Annotated in this window: 18 protein-coding genes; 14 read left to right on the top strand and 4 right to left on the bottom strand. The window is 43.1% G+C overall.

The window, feature by feature from the left end; genetic code table 11:
* The first annotated feature begins 193 nt into the window (after positions 1 to 193).
* The 5 genes from leuA (at position 194) to rdgB (ending at position 5,051) form a co-directional block, all read left to right on the top strand.
* Positions 194 to 1,891 carry a 2-isopropylmalate synthase gene (gene leuA, locus FB6_RS02580; RefSeq protein WP_174558501.1) on the top strand — a complete coding sequence of 566 codons (1,698 nt, stop codon included), beginning with the start codon at positions 194 to 196 and terminating at the stop codon, positions 1,889 to 1,891.
* Positions 1,892 to 1,979: 88 nt separating this feature from the next.
* Entirely contained in the window at positions 1,980 to 3,140 is a 1,161-nt protein-coding gene (metX, locus tag FB6_RS02575; protein ID WP_174558500.1) for a homoserine O-succinyltransferase MetX, read from the top strand.
* Positions 3,140 to 3,733 carry a methionine biosynthesis protein MetW gene (gene metW / locus FB6_RS02570; protein ID WP_174558499.1) on the top strand — a complete coding sequence of 198 codons (594 nt, stop codon included), beginning with the start codon at positions 3,140 to 3,142 and terminating at the stop codon, positions 3,731 to 3,733. Before metX ends, metW begins: the two co-directional genes overlap by 1 nt.
* The gene (locus tag FB6_RS02565) at positions 3,730 to 4,317 is read left to right on the top strand and encodes a tetratricopeptide repeat protein (protein WP_217427319.1); all 588 of its coding nucleotides are present in this window, start codon (positions 3,730 to 3,732) and stop codon (positions 4,315 to 4,317) included. The genes metW and FB6_RS02565 overlap by 4 nt, the downstream gene beginning before the upstream one ends.
* Positions 4,318 to 4,424: 107 nt before the next feature.
* Positions 4,425 to 5,051: an RdgB/HAM1 family non-canonical purine NTP pyrophosphatase gene (rdgB, locus tag FB6_RS02560; RefSeq protein WP_174558498.1), complete on the top strand. Its 627-nt coding sequence runs from the start codon at positions 4,425 to 4,427 to the stop codon at positions 5,049 to 5,051.
* Positions 5,052 to 5,246: 195 nt separating this feature from the next.
* Here the strand turns inward: rdgB and FB6_RS02555 are convergent, their stop codons facing one another.
* A complete protein-coding gene (locus tag FB6_RS02555; protein WP_174558497.1) occupies positions 5,247 to 6,128 on the bottom strand; it encodes a permease in 882 nt (293 codons plus the stop codon).
* Positions 6,129 to 6,319: 191 nt separating this feature from the next.
* Here FB6_RS02555 and tatA point away from each other — a divergent pair, with 191 nt between their 5' ends.
* The 4 genes from tatA to FB6_RS02535 all read left to right on the top strand — a co-directional run bounded on the left by tatA (position 6,320) and on the right by FB6_RS02535 (position 9,978).
* Entirely contained in the window at positions 6,320 to 6,538 is a 219-nt protein-coding gene (gene tatA, locus FB6_RS02550) for a Sec-independent protein translocase subunit TatA (protein WP_174558496.1), read from the top strand.
* A gap of 12 nt (positions 6,539 to 6,550) precedes the next feature.
* The gene (gene tatB / locus FB6_RS02545; RefSeq protein ID WP_174558495.1) at positions 6,551 to 6,973 is read left to right on the top strand and encodes a Sec-independent protein translocase protein TatB; all 423 of its coding nucleotides are present in this window, start codon (positions 6,551 to 6,553) and stop codon (positions 6,971 to 6,973) included.
* Entirely contained in the window at positions 6,970 to 7,746 is a 777-nt protein-coding gene (gene tatC, locus FB6_RS02540) for a twin-arginine translocase subunit TatC (RefSeq protein WP_174558494.1), read from the top strand. Before tatB ends, tatC begins: the two co-directional genes overlap by 4 nt.
* Before the next feature lie 207 nt (positions 7,747 to 7,953).
* A complete protein-coding gene (locus tag FB6_RS02535; protein WP_174558493.1) occupies positions 7,954 to 9,978 on the top strand; it encodes a PhoX family protein in 2,025 nt (674 codons plus the stop codon).
* A 40-nt stretch (positions 9,979 to 10,018) separates the two neighbouring features.
* Here the strand turns inward: FB6_RS02535 and FB6_RS02530 are convergent, their stop codons facing one another.
* A complete protein-coding gene (locus FB6_RS02530) occupies positions 10,019 to 10,801 on the bottom strand; it encodes an NRDE family protein (protein ID WP_174558492.1) in 783 nt (260 codons plus the stop codon).
* 93 nt (positions 10,802 to 10,894) lie between these two features.
* On the opposite strand from FB6_RS02530, the gene lgt reads away from it, so the two are divergent.
* The 3 genes from lgt (at position 10,895) to FB6_RS02515 (ending at position 12,541) form a co-directional block, all read left to right on the top strand.
* On the top strand, positions 10,895 to 11,707 hold the full coding sequence (gene lgt, locus FB6_RS02525; protein WP_174558491.1) for a prolipoprotein diacylglyceryl transferase: 813 nt from the start codon (positions 10,895 to 10,897) through the stop codon (positions 11,705 to 11,707).
* A gap of 82 nt (positions 11,708 to 11,789) precedes the next feature.
* Complete coding sequence (locus FB6_RS02520; RefSeq protein ID WP_174558490.1) at positions 11,790 to 12,176, top strand: hypothetical protein; 387 nt, start codon at positions 11,790 to 11,792, stop codon at positions 12,174 to 12,176.
* On the top strand, positions 12,176 to 12,541 hold the full coding sequence (locus FB6_RS02515) for a hypothetical protein (protein WP_174558489.1): 366 nt from the start codon (positions 12,176 to 12,178) through the stop codon (positions 12,539 to 12,541). Before FB6_RS02520 ends, FB6_RS02515 begins: the two co-directional genes overlap by 1 nt.
* A gap of 89 nt (positions 12,542 to 12,630) precedes the next feature.
* Here FB6_RS02515 and rplT read toward each other — a convergent pair whose 3' ends face one another.
* On the bottom strand, positions 12,631 to 12,990 hold the full coding sequence (gene rplT / locus FB6_RS02510; protein WP_004647525.1) for a 50S ribosomal protein L20: 360 nt from the start codon (positions 12,988 to 12,990) through the stop codon (positions 12,631 to 12,633).
* Between the two features lie 11 nt (positions 12,991 to 13,001).
* Positions 13,002 to 13,196 carry a 50S ribosomal protein L35 gene (gene rpmI / locus FB6_RS02505; protein WP_002054552.1) on the bottom strand — a complete coding sequence of 65 codons (195 nt, stop codon included), beginning with the start codon at positions 13,194 to 13,196 and terminating at the stop codon, positions 13,002 to 13,004.
* Between the two features lie 237 nt (positions 13,197 to 13,433).
* Here rpmI and FB6_RS02500 point away from each other — a divergent pair, with 237 nt between their 5' ends.
* Together FB6_RS02500 and FB6_RS02495 are read left to right on the top strand one after the other, a co-directional pair.
* Positions 13,434 to 14,693 (top strand): MFS transporter, encoded by a 1,260-nt coding sequence (locus FB6_RS02500; protein ID WP_174558488.1) that lies wholly within the window; start codon positions 13,434 to 13,436, stop codon positions 14,691 to 14,693.
* A 102-nt stretch (positions 14,694 to 14,795) separates the two neighbouring features.
* Complete coding sequence (locus tag FB6_RS02495; RefSeq protein ID WP_174558487.1) at positions 14,796 to 15,539, top strand: TonB family protein; 744 nt, start codon at positions 14,796 to 14,798, stop codon at positions 15,537 to 15,539.
* The last annotated feature ends 47 nt before the right edge of the window (positions 15,540 to 15,586 follow it).

Raw genomic sequence — 15,586 nt, 5'->3', positions numbered from 1 at the left:
TAATATTTAGTTATAGATTTGCAAGATCTGCGATAAAGCTAAATCCTAAGAATGCATTGGTTTTATTACAACTTTCGACTAATGTCTTCCAGTGTCAGACTTGTAAATTGCTAGAATAGACACAATCTATATAAGTAGCAGGTTGCCGTTATCCACGACCTGAAGCAACCCATGCTACACAAGGAGTTACCTCATGATGTTGGCTGATCCAAGTAAAAAATACCGTCGCATGTACCAACGTGTAGACTTGCCAGACCGTCAATGGCCGAACAATGAAATCACAAAAGCGCCAATTTGGATGAGTACCGACCTACGTGACGGTAACCAAGCGATTTTCGAACCGATGGACATTGATCAAAAATTTAAAATGTTCCAGATGCTGGTGAAAATCGGCTTCAAACATATTGAAATCGGATTCCCTTCTGCATCGCAAATTGACTTTGACTTCACCCGTAAATTGATTGAAGAAGGTCATATTCCAGATGACGTGTATATCGAAGTTTTAGTTCAGGCGCGTGATCATTTGATTCAACGTACCTTTGAATCTTTAATTGGTGCTAAACGTGCCATCGTGCATATCTACAACTCCAACTCACCGACTTTCCGTCAAAAAGTCTTGAATGTTGATGTGGCCGGTGCCAAACAGTTGGCCATGAATGCGGCTGAAAAAGTCAAAGAATATGCAGCGCAATATCCTGAAACTGAATGGGTATTCCAGTACAGCCCTGAATGTTTCTCTGCAACAGAATTGGAAGTGGCGAAAGATGTCTGTGATGCCGTGACCGAAATCTGGGAAGCATCACCTGAAAACAAAGTCATCTTGAACTTGCCTGCAACCGTTGAAGTGTCAGGTCCAAACGTCTATGCCGACCAGATTGAATGGATGCACCGCAACATTCAGCGTCGTGATGGGGTGATTATTTCCGTGCACTGTCATAACGACCGTGGCTGTGGTATTGCTGCATCTGAATTGGCGATTATGGCCGGTGCTGACCGTGTGGAAGGCTGTGTGTTTGGGAATGGTGAACGTACCGGTAACGTCGACGTTGCAGCGATTGCCTTGAACATGTACACCCAAGGTGTTGCACCAAACTTGGATTTCTCCAACATCAATGAAATTATTGCCACTGTTGAAGAATGTACCGGTTTGCCTGTACATCCACGTCATCCATATGCGGGTGATTTGGTATTCACTGCCTTCTCTGGTTCGCATCAGGATGCCATCAAGAAAGGTTTTGAGCATCAGAAAAACGAAGAAATCTGGGATATGCCTTACTTGCCAATCGACCCTAAAGATTTGGGCCGTGACTATGACGCCGTGATTCGTGTCAACTCACAATCAGGTAAAGGCGGTATTTCTTACTTGTTAGAATCTAATTACAACGTAGTGTTACCGCGTCGCTTGCAAATTGAATTCTCTCAAGTGGTACAACAAGTGACTGATGAACAGGCCAAAGAAATTTCAGCACAAGATATCTGGTCATTATTTAAAGACACTTATGTTGCTGCTAAAGATGCGCATTATTCTGCCAAAAACTACAGATTGTCAGATGAAAATGGCAACCAGGTGATTGAACTTGATGTGGTGGTAGATGGTGAAACCCAGCACTTGCGTGGTGAAGGCAACGGTCCGATCTCGGCGATCTTGAATGCCTTGCAATTACCAATTGATGTGTTGAACTATGAAGAACGCAGTATCAGTTCTGGTGCACATGCCAAAGCCTTGGCTTTAATCGAGCTTCAAGTCAAAGGTACTGGTAAATCTGCCTTTGGTGCCGGTGTACACGACAACATCGTGACCTCATCCATTGAAGCGATTATTGCCTGTACAAACCGCTTGATTGAGCAAGGTGTATTGAGCACAGATCAAGTGATTGCTGCTGCCGTATAAGCTTTATCAAATAAAAAACTTTAGAAAGGATACCCTCAAGTGGTATCCTTTTGTTATTCATCCTAAAGATTTAAGGCGAATTATTCCTGTGTCTTTTCCAGCTGACTCAGTGGGTCTAGTGACCCCAGAAAAATTCCTGTTCGAAGAGCCGTTAGAGCTTGAATGTGGTCGTATTCTGCCACGTTTCGAAATCATGATTGAAACCTATGGTACGCTCAATGCAGATAAATCCAATGCGATTCTGATTTGCCATGCGTTGTCTGGGCATCATCATGCAGCCGGCTATCATCATGAAGATGACAAAAAGCCAGGTTGGTGGGATTCCTGTATTGGTCCGGGCAAAGCCATTGATACGTCTAAATTCTTTGTCGTTGCCTTAAACAACATTGGTGGTTGCAGTGGTTCAACCGGCCCCATCTCTCCAAATCCTGAAAATGACAACCGTCCTTATGGTCCGGACTTTCCTTTGGTGACCGTGCGTGACTGGGTGAAAACCCAAGCCATGCTGTCCGACCGTCTAGGTATTGATGTCTGGTATTCTGTCATTGGTGGTTCACTTGGCGGGATGCAGGCTTTGCAATGGTCGGTGGATTATCCGGACCGTTTAAAAAACTGTGTCATTATTGCCAGCGCCCCAAAACTTTCGGCACAAAATATTGCCTTTAACGAAGTGGCGCGTCAGTCCATTCTGTCTGACCCGGACTTCCATCATGGGCGTTATCTGGAAAATGACAGCTATCCAAAACGTGGCCTGATTTTGGCGCGTATGGTCGGTCATATTACCTATTTGTCTGAAGAAGCCATGAAACAGAAATTTGGTCGTGACTTAAAGTCTGGCAAATTTATGTACGGTTTTGATGTCGAATTCCAGGTGGAAAGTTATTTGCGTTATCAAGGTGAACAATTCAGCCGTAACTTTGATGCCAATACCTATCTGATCATGACCAAGGCTTTGGATTATTTCGATCCGGCACGTGAATATGAATTGTCCTTAACTAAGGCCATGGCCAATACCCAATGCCGTTTCCTGGTGGTTTCATTTACCACCGACTGGCGTTTTACCCCACAGCGTTCGCAAGAAATTGTCGATGCCCTCATTAGTAACCACAAACCTGTCAGCTATGTTGATATTGATGCAGAACAAGGCCATGATTCATTCCTGTTCCCTATTCCGCTTTACGTTAAATCATTACGTGCATTTTTAGGTGGTGCAGAACACCTTGAAGCCACACCTAAGGAGACCGTGTAATGCGTATCGATCATCAACTGGCAGAAACATGGATTAAACCTGATTCTAGCGTGCTGGATTTGGGCTGTGGTGATGGTGAACTACTGGCACATATGAGCAAAAAGCACAACATTCGTGCATACGGGTTGGAAATTGATCAAGAAAAGATTGCAATTGCGGTCAGTCGAGGGTTAAATATTATCCAACAAGACTTAAACCTCGGTTTAAGCCGCTTTGCAGACCAGTCATTTGACTATGTGGTTATGGCACAGGCCTTGCAAGCTGTAGATGCACCAGACGTGTTATTGCGTGACATGGTGCGTGTGGGGAAACAGGCCATTATCACCTTTCCGAACTTTGCGCATTGGAAGACCCGTTCTTTCTTGGCACTCAAAGGAATGATGCCCGTTTCGGAAGCTTTACCGTATATGTGGTATAACACGCCTAATATTCATTTATGTACTTTCCGTGATTTTGAAGCACTTTGTGCTGAAAATGATATCCGGATTATTAATCGACTCGCCGTAAATGGGGATCAGCAAGGAAGTTTACTGAGTAAACATATCCCGAATCTGTTTGGTGAAGTCGCTATTTATCGAGTGAGCGCACTATGAAAAAAATATTATTAAGCACACTATTGGTTGGTCTTTTTAGCATTCAAGCTCATGCAGATTATGTTGCACCAGCACCTTCTGTTTCTAGCCAAGCAGCACAATATTCTGTTATGGATATCAATAGCCTGACCAAATCTGCAAAATCTGGTCAAGCGGGTGCACAGTTCTATCTGGCCACCAAATACCAGCAAGGTAAAGATGTTCAAAAAGATGAACATCAAGCTTTTAGCTGGTACAAAGCTGCTGCTGACCAAGGTCTGACCGCTGCCCAGTTGAATGTGGGCCGTATGCTGGCTGATGGTATTGGCACCAAAAAAGATGAAACTTTGGCACGTAAATATTTTGAAAAAGCGGCAAGCCATGGTGATAACCGCGCCAGCTTTAATCTTGCCATGATGGAAGAACAGAAGAAAAATTACGTCGGTGCTTACCAGTGGTATGAACTGTCTACCCGTGATGGCATGCTCGACAATAAAGTCATTTCTCTGTCTGAAGGTAAAAAAACCGCTTTGGCAGCGAACTTGACCCAAGAACAGATTCGTATGGCGCGTGACCGTGCGGACAAATGGATTCAGGCACAGTAATTTAGCCTGATTCTAAAAAGCACCTTCGGGTGCTTTTTTATTGGCTGCTTCTTACTCACCATTTCAGGTAAAATTAAACTCATTTTCAAAATCAGAGCTTTTATAAAATGTCTGCACAAGATTGGTTATCTCAAGGAACACTCGTACTTGCGAGCAATAACAAAGGAAAAATTGCCGAATTTGAAAAAATGTTTGCCGAGTTAAATCTCCCTGTAGAAGTGATTCCACAAGGCAAACTGAATATTGAAGATGCCATTGAAGATGGGATGAGCTTTATTGAAAATGCAATCATCAAAGCGCGTCATGCCTCTAAAATCTCAGGTAAACCCGCCATTGCCGATGACTCTGGTATTTGTGTTCCAGTCCTTGGTGGTGCTCCCGGGATTTATTCTGCACGCTTTGCGGGGGAACATGGCAATGATGCCGCCAATAATGAAAAACTCTTAACCCGACTTAAACCGCTTCGTAAAGAAGGTGAAACGATTGAAGGTATGTTTGTCTGTGTGCTTGCACTGGTTCAGCATGCTGATGATCCGCTACCTCAAATTTTCCAGGGCATCTGGAAAGGTGAAGTACTGGAAGCACCTCGTGGTGAAAATGGTTTTGGTTATGACCCGTTGTTCTGGTTGCCTGAACTGGGTATTTCCAGTGCCGAAATGAGCAAAGAAGATAAAAATAAAATTAGCCATCGCGGTCAGGCTATGCAGTTATTTAAGGCGAGTTTGGAGAAGTAATTTCCTTATTAATCCCCTCTCCTTTAGGAGATGAGCAGCGCTGCTGCGCAAGGGAGAGGTAAATAAATTCGCCTGTAATCGTAACGATCAACTTATTGGACAAAGTTTTAAGTTTCTATTCAGCTTCATAAGGGAATATTTTCCTCTACCCTCTCTCTAACTCTCTCCCTCTGGGAGAGAGAACTTTTCTTATATTTATAATGCCGGCACTAAACCATGCAACACCACACCATAAATCGAAATAATCATCGCACTGGCCACCGTACCCGATGCAATATATTTTGCTGAATATCCGGTACCTTGATAATGCGTTTCCAGCGCCACAATATTGGCAGCAGGCGGTAAACAAAAGAACATCAACATCACCGCAAATGTCAGCGCTTGATGCGGAATTGGTAAAAACAGATAAGCCGCAGCACACAACAAAACCGCCAATAGCATCCGGCTACTGATGATCAGTAAACTCCGCTTCAAATCCCCCCAGCCAATCCTGACTTTACTCAGCCACATACCCAAAACGCACATGCCTGAAAACGTCACCAACACCTTATTCAGCTGATATGCCGATTGCACGGCAGGATGATGTTCAAAGGCGCTAAAATCCCAGAATGACAAAACAGCAGCCGTGGTCAAGGCAATGACCGGTGGCGACAGCAGTACATTTTTAATGATGAAACTGATATCCTGTTTAGCTTCACTCACGGCCATCACGGCACAGACATTGCCAAACAGTGAACCACCAATATACAACGCAACAATGGTGCTGCTGGCCTTAGGTCCAAAGACCGCCAAAGCAAAAGGTAGCCCCAACCATGCGCCATTTAAGTAACTAAAGCACAGAGCGCGTAATTTATCTTTTTGAAAATAATAAAAAATACTGAAGAAAATAATGGAACTGACCAAGCTGAAACCAATCAGCCACAGACTGCCTTCTTTATAGAACACCATGTTGTAAATGATCAGCAGTGGAATAAGAATCCGGGCCAGTAAAGCGGCCAATAATGGCCGTATCGGCTTTAAAACATGCACACCCCAATATCCGATCAGAAAAGAAATTAAAGGAAGAATCAGGGCCATGAAAGTACAGCTTAGGGTTTTGATTTAAAAACCCATCCTAGCACAGCTGGGCTTCAAATCTGATTTTGATGACATGGTTTTCGCTGTTCATTTTGCAATGCAACGCGTTGTCTTAAAACCGAAACAGAAACGTCATGGCCTTGTCATAAAATCCTGTTGAGATGAGAACAACAAAAATAGAGGAAAATAACATGGCAGGACTTTCTATTTGGCACGTGCTGATTTTTGCAATTGTGGTCATTTTATTGTTTGGTACATCGAAACTCAAAAATCTGGGGAAAGATGTCGGTGGTGCAGTCAAAGATTTTAAAAAATCGATCAAAGAAGATGAGGCCGAACACACTCAGCTTAAAGAGCCCCGTACCATTGATGCTCATGTTAAAAATACTGAAAGCTCTGTAAAAAGCTAAGCGAGCGCAGCCATGCTAAATATTGGTATGACTGAACTATTGTGCTTTGCCATCATCGCACTTTTAGTTTTAGGTCCTGAAAAACTGCCTGAAGCTGCTCGTTTCGCGGCAAAATGGTATGGCAAAGCAAAACGTTTTATTCATAGTGTTCAAACTGAAGTCGATCGTGAGCTGAAGCTTTCTGAATTTCGCGAACAAATCCAAAAAGAAATTGACCGCATGACGGAAATTGAACAACGCTTGCAAAAGCAGCTTGATCATTTGACCCAGTCAACACAGCCGTCTAAGTCTGATGAGCCATCTCCACAGCTTTACATCTGGCTAAGTACGTGTCGTTTGACCCCATTTTCAGCGAATTTTATCAAATTACATGGCTCAGAGGTCATCATGGCTTCGCGTTCTTATCTCCCATCTAAATTGAAGATTGCCGTATGAGTCCAAGTCAATTACCTGCGACTGCAGTCAAATCACAAACTGAAAATTTGCAACAAATGCCTGTAATGCAGCATTTAATCGTACTGCGCCAGTATTTATTTAAAATCGTCGGTATTACGCTGCTACTATTTTTTTGCTTATTGCCCTTTCGCAATTACACCTATCAGCTTTTGTCCGAACCACTCAGACAGCAATTACCTGTCAATTCAACCATGATTGCCACGGATGTCACTGCAACCTTTATGGCACCCTTCAAGTTGAATTTATTTGTGGCCTTAATGCTGGCCATGCCATTGATCATCTACTTTTTATGGTCATTTGTACGGCCTGCATTGTATGAAAAAGAAAGACATTTAGCCGTTCCACTTTTATTTGGCAGCATTATTCTGTTTTATCTGGGCGTTGCATTTGCATATTTTATAACCCTGCCTGCTATCCTACATTTTTTTATTAGTGTTTCACCAGAAAGTGTTGCACCAATGACGGATATTAACAGTTATCTGGGTTTCTGCTTAAAACTGTTTTTAGTATTTGGATTGACCTTTGAAATTCCAATTATTACTTTGGTTCTTATTTTGATTGGAGCGGTAAGCACACAAAGTCTGATTGAAAAACGCCGCTTCATTGTGGTGGGCTGTTTCTTTGTCGCCATGTTTGTGACGCCACCGGATGCACTTTCCATGGTGATGCTTGCCATTCCCATGTGGTTATTATTTGAAATAGGATTATTTCTTGGAAAGATGTTAGAAAAGCGCCATGCATTCAAACCATAATCACACTGCTTTTACTCGGCTCCAAACCTGAAACGCAAGTTTGGAGTTTTTATTTATATATATTAAGGTATTGATTTTATTATTTTTAAATAAAATAAATTGTCTTTAAATTGACCAAAAAGTGTAAAAAAACTGTCATCACCCGTTTATACAATCGCTCATGATAATCAACTAAACAATAACTTAATTACACTTTACGGATTTAATATGACAACCACTTCTCATCAGCCAACTCGTCGCGATCTTTTAAAATGGTTTTCTGGAATTCCTTTTTTACCGCTTGGGGCAATGGCCACAACAGCAGCATTAACGGGGTGTAATAATAGTGATTCAGACATCATTACCACTCCACCGACAAAACCTGTCAATTTTAAAAGTGCTAAATTTACCCCAATGGTTGCGCCGAACACGGTTGCTGACATGGCGACGACATCGGTTAAATCAAAACTACAAATTACTTGGGATGATGCAACAAATACAGAATATCAGCTTGCATATAAACCCTTCTTTGTTACAGGTCAGACCGTTCCCAAACATGGTGGTGGAAACATTGTTGCTGGTGGCTATTTTGATGTTGATGGCAACCCGATTATGGATAACTCCGTAGCCGGGCAAGAACGTCAGTTCTTCTCTGATGCTCCAGATGGTTCATCGTTAATTCATTTAGCCGGTGCAAAAGTAGACGGCGTTACCACCCCGGTATTCCATGTGGTTCAGTTTGAATATAATTCAAAAGACCAATCAGGTGCAGACACCTATGGTAAATTGCCTTCTCCAATCGCTATTTTGACTCTCGATCAGGATCAAAAAACGGGTCATTTAGAACTTAAGAAATACTTCAACGTAAATACAGCACCTGTGCACGGTTTATGGATTACCTGTGGTGCGAGTCTTTCTCCGTGGAATACGCATCTTTCAAGCGAAGAATATGAACCGGATGCTTTCAACCAAGGCATTGGCGGTCCAGCTCCAACTGGATTTGGAAAATACTTCTTTAATAATGATATGAGCAAAGTAAAACCATATAACTATGGTCATTTACCAGAAGTTATCGTCAACTTAGATGGTACAGGTAGCATCAAGAAACATTATTGTTTAGGTCGTATTTCACATGAACTGGTTCAAGTCATGCCTGACAATAAAACCGTCATCATGGGTGATGACTATACCAATGGTGGTTTCTTTATGTTTGTAGCAGATAAAGAAAAAGACCTATCAGCGGGAACACTCTACGCAGCTAAATACAAAGATGAATTAAATGAAACCTCTACAGCACGTATTGAGTGGATTAAACTTGGTTCTGCAAACAGTAAAGAAATTGAAGATTTGGTGAATGTTCAAAATATTCAACCAACTGACATCATGGAAAGCTTAGACACAAATCCAAATGATGCCAGCTATACTGAAATCACCTTGGCGAAGAAAAAGCTTTGGGTCAAACTCAAACCAGGTATGGAAAAAGCAGCCGCTTTCTTAGAAACTCATCGTTATGCAGCGCTCATGGGTGCAAGCATGGCATTCACTAAAATGGAAGGCACAACTGTTAATATCAAGGATAAAGTGGCGTACTCTGCACTTGCCAATATCCAGGACTCAATGGTTGTAAATGCTAGCGGTTACGTTGCTGTGCATAACATTAAATTCGCAAAAACATTGAAAGCTGGTGGTGTACTTGCACATGATCTTAAAGGCAATCAATTTGACAGCAACACTACACTAATTAAAAGTGAATGGGTGCCTGCGCAAAGTCATATGTTACTGATGGGGCAAGATATTAGCTTTGATACCTTTGGTAACACTGCGAATCCAGAAAAAATTGCCAGTCCAGATAACCTGAAGTTCTCGGAAAAACTACGCACTTTGTTTATTGGTGAAGACTCAGGCAACCATTTGAATAACTATCTGTGGGCATACAATGTGGATACAGGAACGCTAGATCGTATCTTATCTACGCCAGCAGGCGCAGAATCAACTGGTTTGCATGCCGTAGATGAAGTCAATGGCTGGACCTACATCATGAGTAACTTCCAGCACCCAGGTGATGAATGGAACCGTTTCTATAAAATAGATGCTGCTACTGGTGCACGTAGTGGCTTAAGCGCAGATTTACTTGCGCAACTTGACACTGCTATTGATGCAAATTACAACAAAAAGTTTGCCGCTGCGGTGGGTTATATTACAGCTGACCCAATCGCGCCCTCAATGGTAAAGAAAGCGACACCAAGTAAATAAGCTGCATGCTAAAAAATGCCGACCTCATGTCGGCATTTTTTTATTCATTTAAAGGCAAATGCAGCTGGATAATATTGCCTTGAGTTTCCCCTTGCTGGGATTTTTCCTGCCACAGCCAGGCACTCTGGCTCATCCTTAGAAAATTGGAACAGCGTGTGCCATACACCAGGCTTTGAATAAAGGTCGATGAAAGCAATTCTTCCATTTCTGTACTAATACCGGTTTGTGGCAACAATTCAGGAATAATTTTCCGTTCATCTTCCAGAATATCCCATACAGCAAATTCCAGATCGGCCTCAGAGGTTTCAGTATGCTGTAACATCGGCAAAAATTCCTGGGTAAAGCGTTTGCGCAAATGTCTGGTTTTTTCCCAATGCTCGGTCATTAAACCATTGGACACCACATACACCCCTTTGGCCAATACCTGTGGGGCTTCTCCGCGGTTGCTCATATACACGGCCTGGGTTTGATCACCTAAAAATAAATTAAATCCAGCATAATCACATTGCCGTTTTTCCAGCGCTTGAGCAAAGCGGATCGGGGTTAAATCAGATTCCAGAAAAGCCTGTATCAGATGACCGCGCGAAGTCGGATACTGCTTTTTATCGCTCGCATCTCTAAAATTGGTCACCACAGCCCATCGACCTGATGCGGTAATCCCCATCCATGTCCCGCCTGACTGCAGGTCTTGTCCGGCCAGAATCGGGCTATTTTCCCAAGCGTGTAGGGCCGAAGTCGGACGCTGATAAAACTCGTCCCGATTGGAAATCAGACATAAGGGCGTATCTTCCAGCACCTGCCAAGCCAAAGCTACAATACACATAATCCATGCTCTTTATCTTTACACATTGAATGTACAACATTTTTCATCACATTCAGCTAAAATCTGTGCAAAACATAATGACAAGGAACAGGAATGCTGACCTATCCCAATATTGACCCGGTTGCCGTATCGCTGGGACCCTTACAAGTCCACTGGTATGGACTGATGTACTTGCTGGCATTTTTATTTGCCTGGGGACTTGCAACACATAGAACCAAACAGCGTGATGGCTGGACGCCGGACATGGTTTCTGATCTGATTTTCTATGGTGCTTTAGGGGTCGTGGTCGGTGGCCGTGTAGGCTACGTGTTATTTTATGGTTTTGAACAGTTTCTGGCCAATCCGCTCTGGCTATTTCAGGTCTGGACCGGCGGTATGAGTTTCCATGGCGGCTTTCTGGGTGTGATGCTGGCCATGCTGTTCTGGTGTAAGAAATACAAGATGACCTGGTTTCAAACCCTGGACTTTATTGCACCGTGTGTCCCGACGGGCTTGATGTTCGGCCGTATTGGCAACTTCATTGGCGGTGAACTGTATGGTCGCCCGGTTTCGGATCCAAACTTTGCTCTAGGCATGGTTTTTCCAACCGACCCCTTACAATTGGTTCGTCACCCCTCTCAGCTGTATCAGGCTTTGGGTGAAGGTTTAATTCTGTTTATCGTGTTGTGGTGGTTCAGTTCAAAACCACGTCCACGAATGGCGGTGTCAGCCCTGTTCCTGATTGGTTATGGTATTGCCCGCTTTGTGGTGGAATTCTTCCGCGAACCGGACAATGGTCAGCTGTTCATTGGCTGGATGAGTAAAGGCCAGTTCCTGACCGTTCCGATGATTCTGATTGGCCTCTGGATGATGTGGTATGCCTACCATAAAAAAATCTATGATTGGGGTCCACAGAAAAATACTTAATTTTTAGCGAGGCAAAAGCCTCGCTTTTTTTGCCTTATTTTTGCTAAAGTGCTCTCAGTTCTTAATTATCCAGCAGAAAAACATGCTTGAATTTTGGTTTGATCCTAAAGTTTCCATCTTCCGTAAACTCATGATCTTTATTGTGATTACAATTGTAACAGCGCTACTGTACTGGATGGAACCGTTAAAACCGGATGTAATTCTGATGTATCTGGGCACAGGTATCATCTTCCTGATTTGCCGTTACTGCAAAATTCATTTTGCAGTAAAAAATCCTACCGGTTTGTTATATCGACTCTTAGTCTGGATTCCGATTGCCCTGCTGTTGGCACTGATTTTTATGCATATGCAGGAGGGTGATATTTTAATTGCCGGCGCACAAGGGATTGGCTTTATGGCCTTAGCCATCTGTCTGTTCTCGCCTTTATCTTTACTGAATCAAAACGATCTTTCCAACGGACCACAATAATGCTGGAATTTTGGTATTCAGATAAATGTACCCGTCAAATAAAGCTGATTATTTGTATTGCGACGTGTGTGATCATTTATCTCTGCTCCGCAGTACAACAACTTTCCGTACTATTAACTGGCATCAGTCTTGCCATGGGGATGGGCCTGCATGTCTTAAGAGCATTAAGCTTAAAAATATCAGAAGATAATCCCTATAAAGAAGGCTTTGCCATTCTAACTTTTGTTATGCCGCTGATGGCATTCATCACTTTAATTTCAGCTTTACCAACAGAGCATAAAATCATTCTCGCCATGCAAGCGATTGGCTTTGTTGCAATTGGCTTGTTTATCTTGTCAACATTTCCAAAACGCAGATGGGATTAAAAGGATTGATATTTTAAGAAATTTAAAAAAATAGTACTCAAAATAAAAAAGACCGCTAAAAAGCGGTCTTTTTCAATCATCGAAGATGATTAAGCAGCTAATGCATCTTTAGCTTTAGAAGCTAAAGCAGCAAATGCAACTGCATCATGCATAGCGATGTCAGCAAGTACGCGACGGTCGATAATCACTTGAGCTTTTTTCAAGCCAGCGATCATACGGCTGTACGACAAACCATTTTGACGCGCACCAGCGTTGATACGTGCAATCCACAAAGCGCGGAATTGACGTTTCTTTTGACGACGGTCACGGTAAGCGTATTGACCTGCTTTGATTACTGCTTGGAACGCAACGCGGTAAACGCGTGAGCGAGCGCCATAGTAACCTTTAGCACGAGCAAGAATTTTTTTATGACGGCGATGAGCCTGTACACCACGTTTTACACGAGCCATTTATAATCTCCTTAGATGTATGGGCACATACGACGAACTGAATTCATGTCACTTACGTGAACCATGACACAACCGCGCAATTGACGAATACGTTTAGCAGATTTTTTGGTCAAAATGTGGCGTTTGAACGCTTGTTTACGCTTGAAACCGTTTGCAGTCGCTTTGAAACGTTTAGCTGCACCACGGCGAGTTTTTAACTTAGCCATAACAACCTCTTTAAACACCTGTTCGGCACGTTCTGCACCATTGCAAAAACGACCTGCAGGTAAGGGAGCGAATATTCTAAAGCATCTTTGCTCAAAACAAAAGCAGATATGCTGAAAATAACGTAGCAATTATCGGCTTGGCTTAGTCTTATTTTCCATATCAAAAGCCAGATGTTTTTATTAATAAATCAACTATTCAACAGTATAATTATCACACCATAAGAATACTGGACCACCATGAACCCTGCACAGGATGCTTTTGCAGCGCTGCGTTATCGTGACTTTTCTATTGTGACGATTAACCAGTTCTGCCTGACTCTCGCCATTTTAATTCAAGAAATTATTGTCGCGTATTCGCTGTATCAGATTACCAAAGATCCTTTAACCCTGGGTTTGATTGGTCTGGCCGAAGCAATTCCGTTTATTGCCTTGTCTTTATGGGGCGGTTATTTTGCGGACCGTTTCAACAAGCAGACCATCATGAAAATCTGCCTGTTCTTTGCCGTGCCCTTGCCTATCGTGCTATGGTGGCTGTTTCATGCCTATGGGCAGGCGCATATTGGCGTGACCACATTGTCATGGGGCATCTATGCCGTGATTTTTGGCTTAGGCACCATTCGTGGCTTTTATAATCCATCCGCCACTTCACTAAAACCTTTTTTAATTCCACGTGAACTGTATGCCAATGGCGCGACTTGGACCACCATTGGCTGGCAAAGTGGTGTGATTATCGGTCCCATGCTGGGTGGTTTCATGCTGGCATTTTTAGGGCGTGAAAATAGTCTTTGGGCCGTGACCGTATTATTGTCCATCTGCTTTATCCTGATTAACCTGCTGCAACAGCGCAGTTTTCCCAAGATTGAAACCGATAACTTGCTGGAAAGTTTGGGAGATGGTTTCCGCTTTATCTGGAAAACCAAAATCGTGCTTTGGGCGATTTCACTGGATCTGGTTTCCGTACTGTTTGGCGGCGTGATTGCTTTACTGCCGATCTTTGCCGAGGATATTTTAAAAATTGGTCCCGAAGGTTTGGGCTATTTGCGTGCAGCACCCTCTATTGGCGCACTGATTACCATGATTGCCCTAACCAGATTTCCACCGACCCAGAATGCGTGGCGTAATATGTTGCTCGCCGTGGCCGGATTTGGTGTATTTACCTTGCTGTTTGCCTTCTCGAACAATATGTGGCTGTCGCTATTTGCTTTGGCGATGACGGGTGCCTGTGACAGTATTTCCGTGGTGATTCGCCAGACCATTTTGCAAATTTACCCGCCAGAAAATATGCGTGGCCGGGTCGCTGCAGTAAATGGCATGTTTGTTTCAAGCAGCAATGAACTGGGCGCCTTTGAATCGGGTCTGGCTGCGAAATATATGGGGACGATTATGGCCACCGTATTTGGGGGTTGTATGACCATGGTTGTGGTGGCAATGAGCTGGGCAAAAACGCAGGATTTATTTGGTGTCGATATTACCAAAGTGCATGATCATGAAGATTAATTGAGTTTTTAGACTTGCCAGTATTTCCAATTCAGGAAATACTTCGCACTAACTTTATCCGATACCGCCGTAACATCAGGTTTGACTAAGAAATAAATATCTATGAAACAAATACTGTGTTTTTCTTTACTCATGGGTCTCTCCTTAAATGCAGCTTATAGTGCTGAACCCAAGGCAACCAAACAGCTTACCGTGCAGAAAAGTGCAGCCCTGCCGGCTCACCTCACGACACGCATTCAGTGGACTCAATTTCCGCGCCCGCATTATAAAAATGAAGATTTGAAAGAGCAGAATCGCAGTGCCATTATTCGAGTCTATGCCGATGAAAAAGGTAATGTTACCAAAGCCAGCGTACAGGAAAGCACCGGTTTAAACCATCTGGACAATCTGCTGGTTCAAGCGGTGCGTGAAGCCCGTGTCAAACCGCATTTTGAAAATGATACCGCAACACCAGTGATTGGCTATCAGACCTTTAGTCTGAACCTCGGTCAAGATGCAGATGCCGAAGTGTGTAGCTATGATTTTGAGTCGAAAAACTGGCTGGCTCAGCAACATGGTAAAAAGACGTCATTTTCATACCGTGCTCAGCCACAGCTAGAACTGGACTCTGAATCGCTAGGTGGACATAACCGTACAGTGAAATTTACGTTTAAAGTCAACAAGCATGGCGATGTGAAAAAAGTGAAGGTTAAGCAAGGCTCAGGCATTTATGATTTAGATCAAAAAGTGGTTCAAGCCGTATCGCATAGCCAAATTGATGTGAAACGTACTGCCAGCACGTTATGGATGTATAAAAAAGCCAGCTTTAAAGATGAGATTAAGTTCAACCTGAATCATTGTGAATAAGCTAGGTAAAAAGAGATGCGAAAGCACCACTATTGCCACATAGTTTA

Source organism: Acinetobacter bouvetii (assembly GCF_902753875.1).
Taxonomy (GTDB): domain Bacteria; phylum Pseudomonadota; class Gammaproteobacteria; order Pseudomonadales; family Moraxellaceae; genus Acinetobacter; species Acinetobacter bouvetii_A.
This window is presented reverse-complemented; position numbering and strand designations above follow the sequence as displayed.

Excerpts from the sequence above, each read along its gene's own strand:
- lgt (WP_174558491.1), top strand. The coding sequence starts at position 10,895 with ATGCTGACCTATCCCAATATTGACCCGGTTGCCGTATCGCTGGGACCC.
- rpmI (WP_002054552.1), bottom strand. The coding sequence starts at position 13,196 with ATGGCTAAGTTAAAAACTCGCCGTGGTGCAGCTAAACGTTTCAAAGCG.
- FB6_RS02535 (WP_174558493.1), top strand. The coding sequence starts at position 7,954 with ATGACAACCACTTCTCATCAGCCAACTCGTCGCGATCTTTTAAAATGG.
- leuA (WP_174558501.1), top strand. The coding sequence starts at position 194 with ATGATGTTGGCTGATCCAAGTAAAAAATACCGTCGCATGTACCAACGT.
- tatB (WP_174558495.1), top strand. The coding sequence starts at position 6,551 with ATGCTAAATATTGGTATGACTGAACTATTGTGCTTTGCCATCATCGCA.
- FB6_RS02500 (WP_174558488.1), top strand. The coding sequence starts at position 13,434 with ATGAACCCTGCACAGGATGCTTTTGCAGCGCTGCGTTATCGTGACTTT.
- FB6_RS02495 (WP_174558487.1), top strand. The coding sequence starts at position 14,796 with ATGAAACAAATACTGTGTTTTTCTTTACTCATGGGTCTCTCCTTAAAT.
- FB6_RS02515 (WP_174558489.1), top strand. The coding sequence starts at position 12,176 with ATGCTGGAATTTTGGTATTCAGATAAATGTACCCGTCAAATAAAGCTG.
- metW (WP_174558499.1), top strand. The coding sequence starts at position 3,140 with ATGCGTATCGATCATCAACTGGCAGAAACATGGATTAAACCTGATTCT.
- FB6_RS02530 (WP_174558492.1), bottom strand. The coding sequence starts at position 10,801 with ATGTGTATTGTAGCTTTGGCTTGGCAGGTGCTGGAAGATACGCCCTTA.
- FB6_RS02555 (WP_174558497.1), bottom strand. The coding sequence starts at position 6,128 with ATGGCCCTGATTCTTCCTTTAATTTCTTTTCTGATCGGATATTGGGGT.
- rdgB (WP_174558498.1), top strand. The coding sequence starts at position 4,425 with ATGTCTGCACAAGATTGGTTATCTCAAGGAACACTCGTACTTGCGAGC.
- FB6_RS02565 (WP_217427319.1), top strand. The coding sequence starts at position 3,730 with ATGAAAAAAATATTATTAAGCACACTATTGGTTGGTCTTTTTAGCATT.
- FB6_RS02520 (WP_174558490.1), top strand. The coding sequence starts at position 11,790 with ATGCTTGAATTTTGGTTTGATCCTAAAGTTTCCATCTTCCGTAAACTC.
- tatA (WP_174558496.1), top strand. The coding sequence starts at position 6,320 with ATGGCAGGACTTTCTATTTGGCACGTGCTGATTTTTGCAATTGTGGTC.
- tatC (WP_174558494.1), top strand. The coding sequence starts at position 6,970 with ATGAGTCCAAGTCAATTACCTGCGACTGCAGTCAAATCACAAACTGAA.
- rplT (WP_004647525.1), bottom strand. The coding sequence starts at position 12,990 with ATGGCTCGTGTAAAACGTGGTGTACAGGCTCATCGCCGTCATAAAAAA.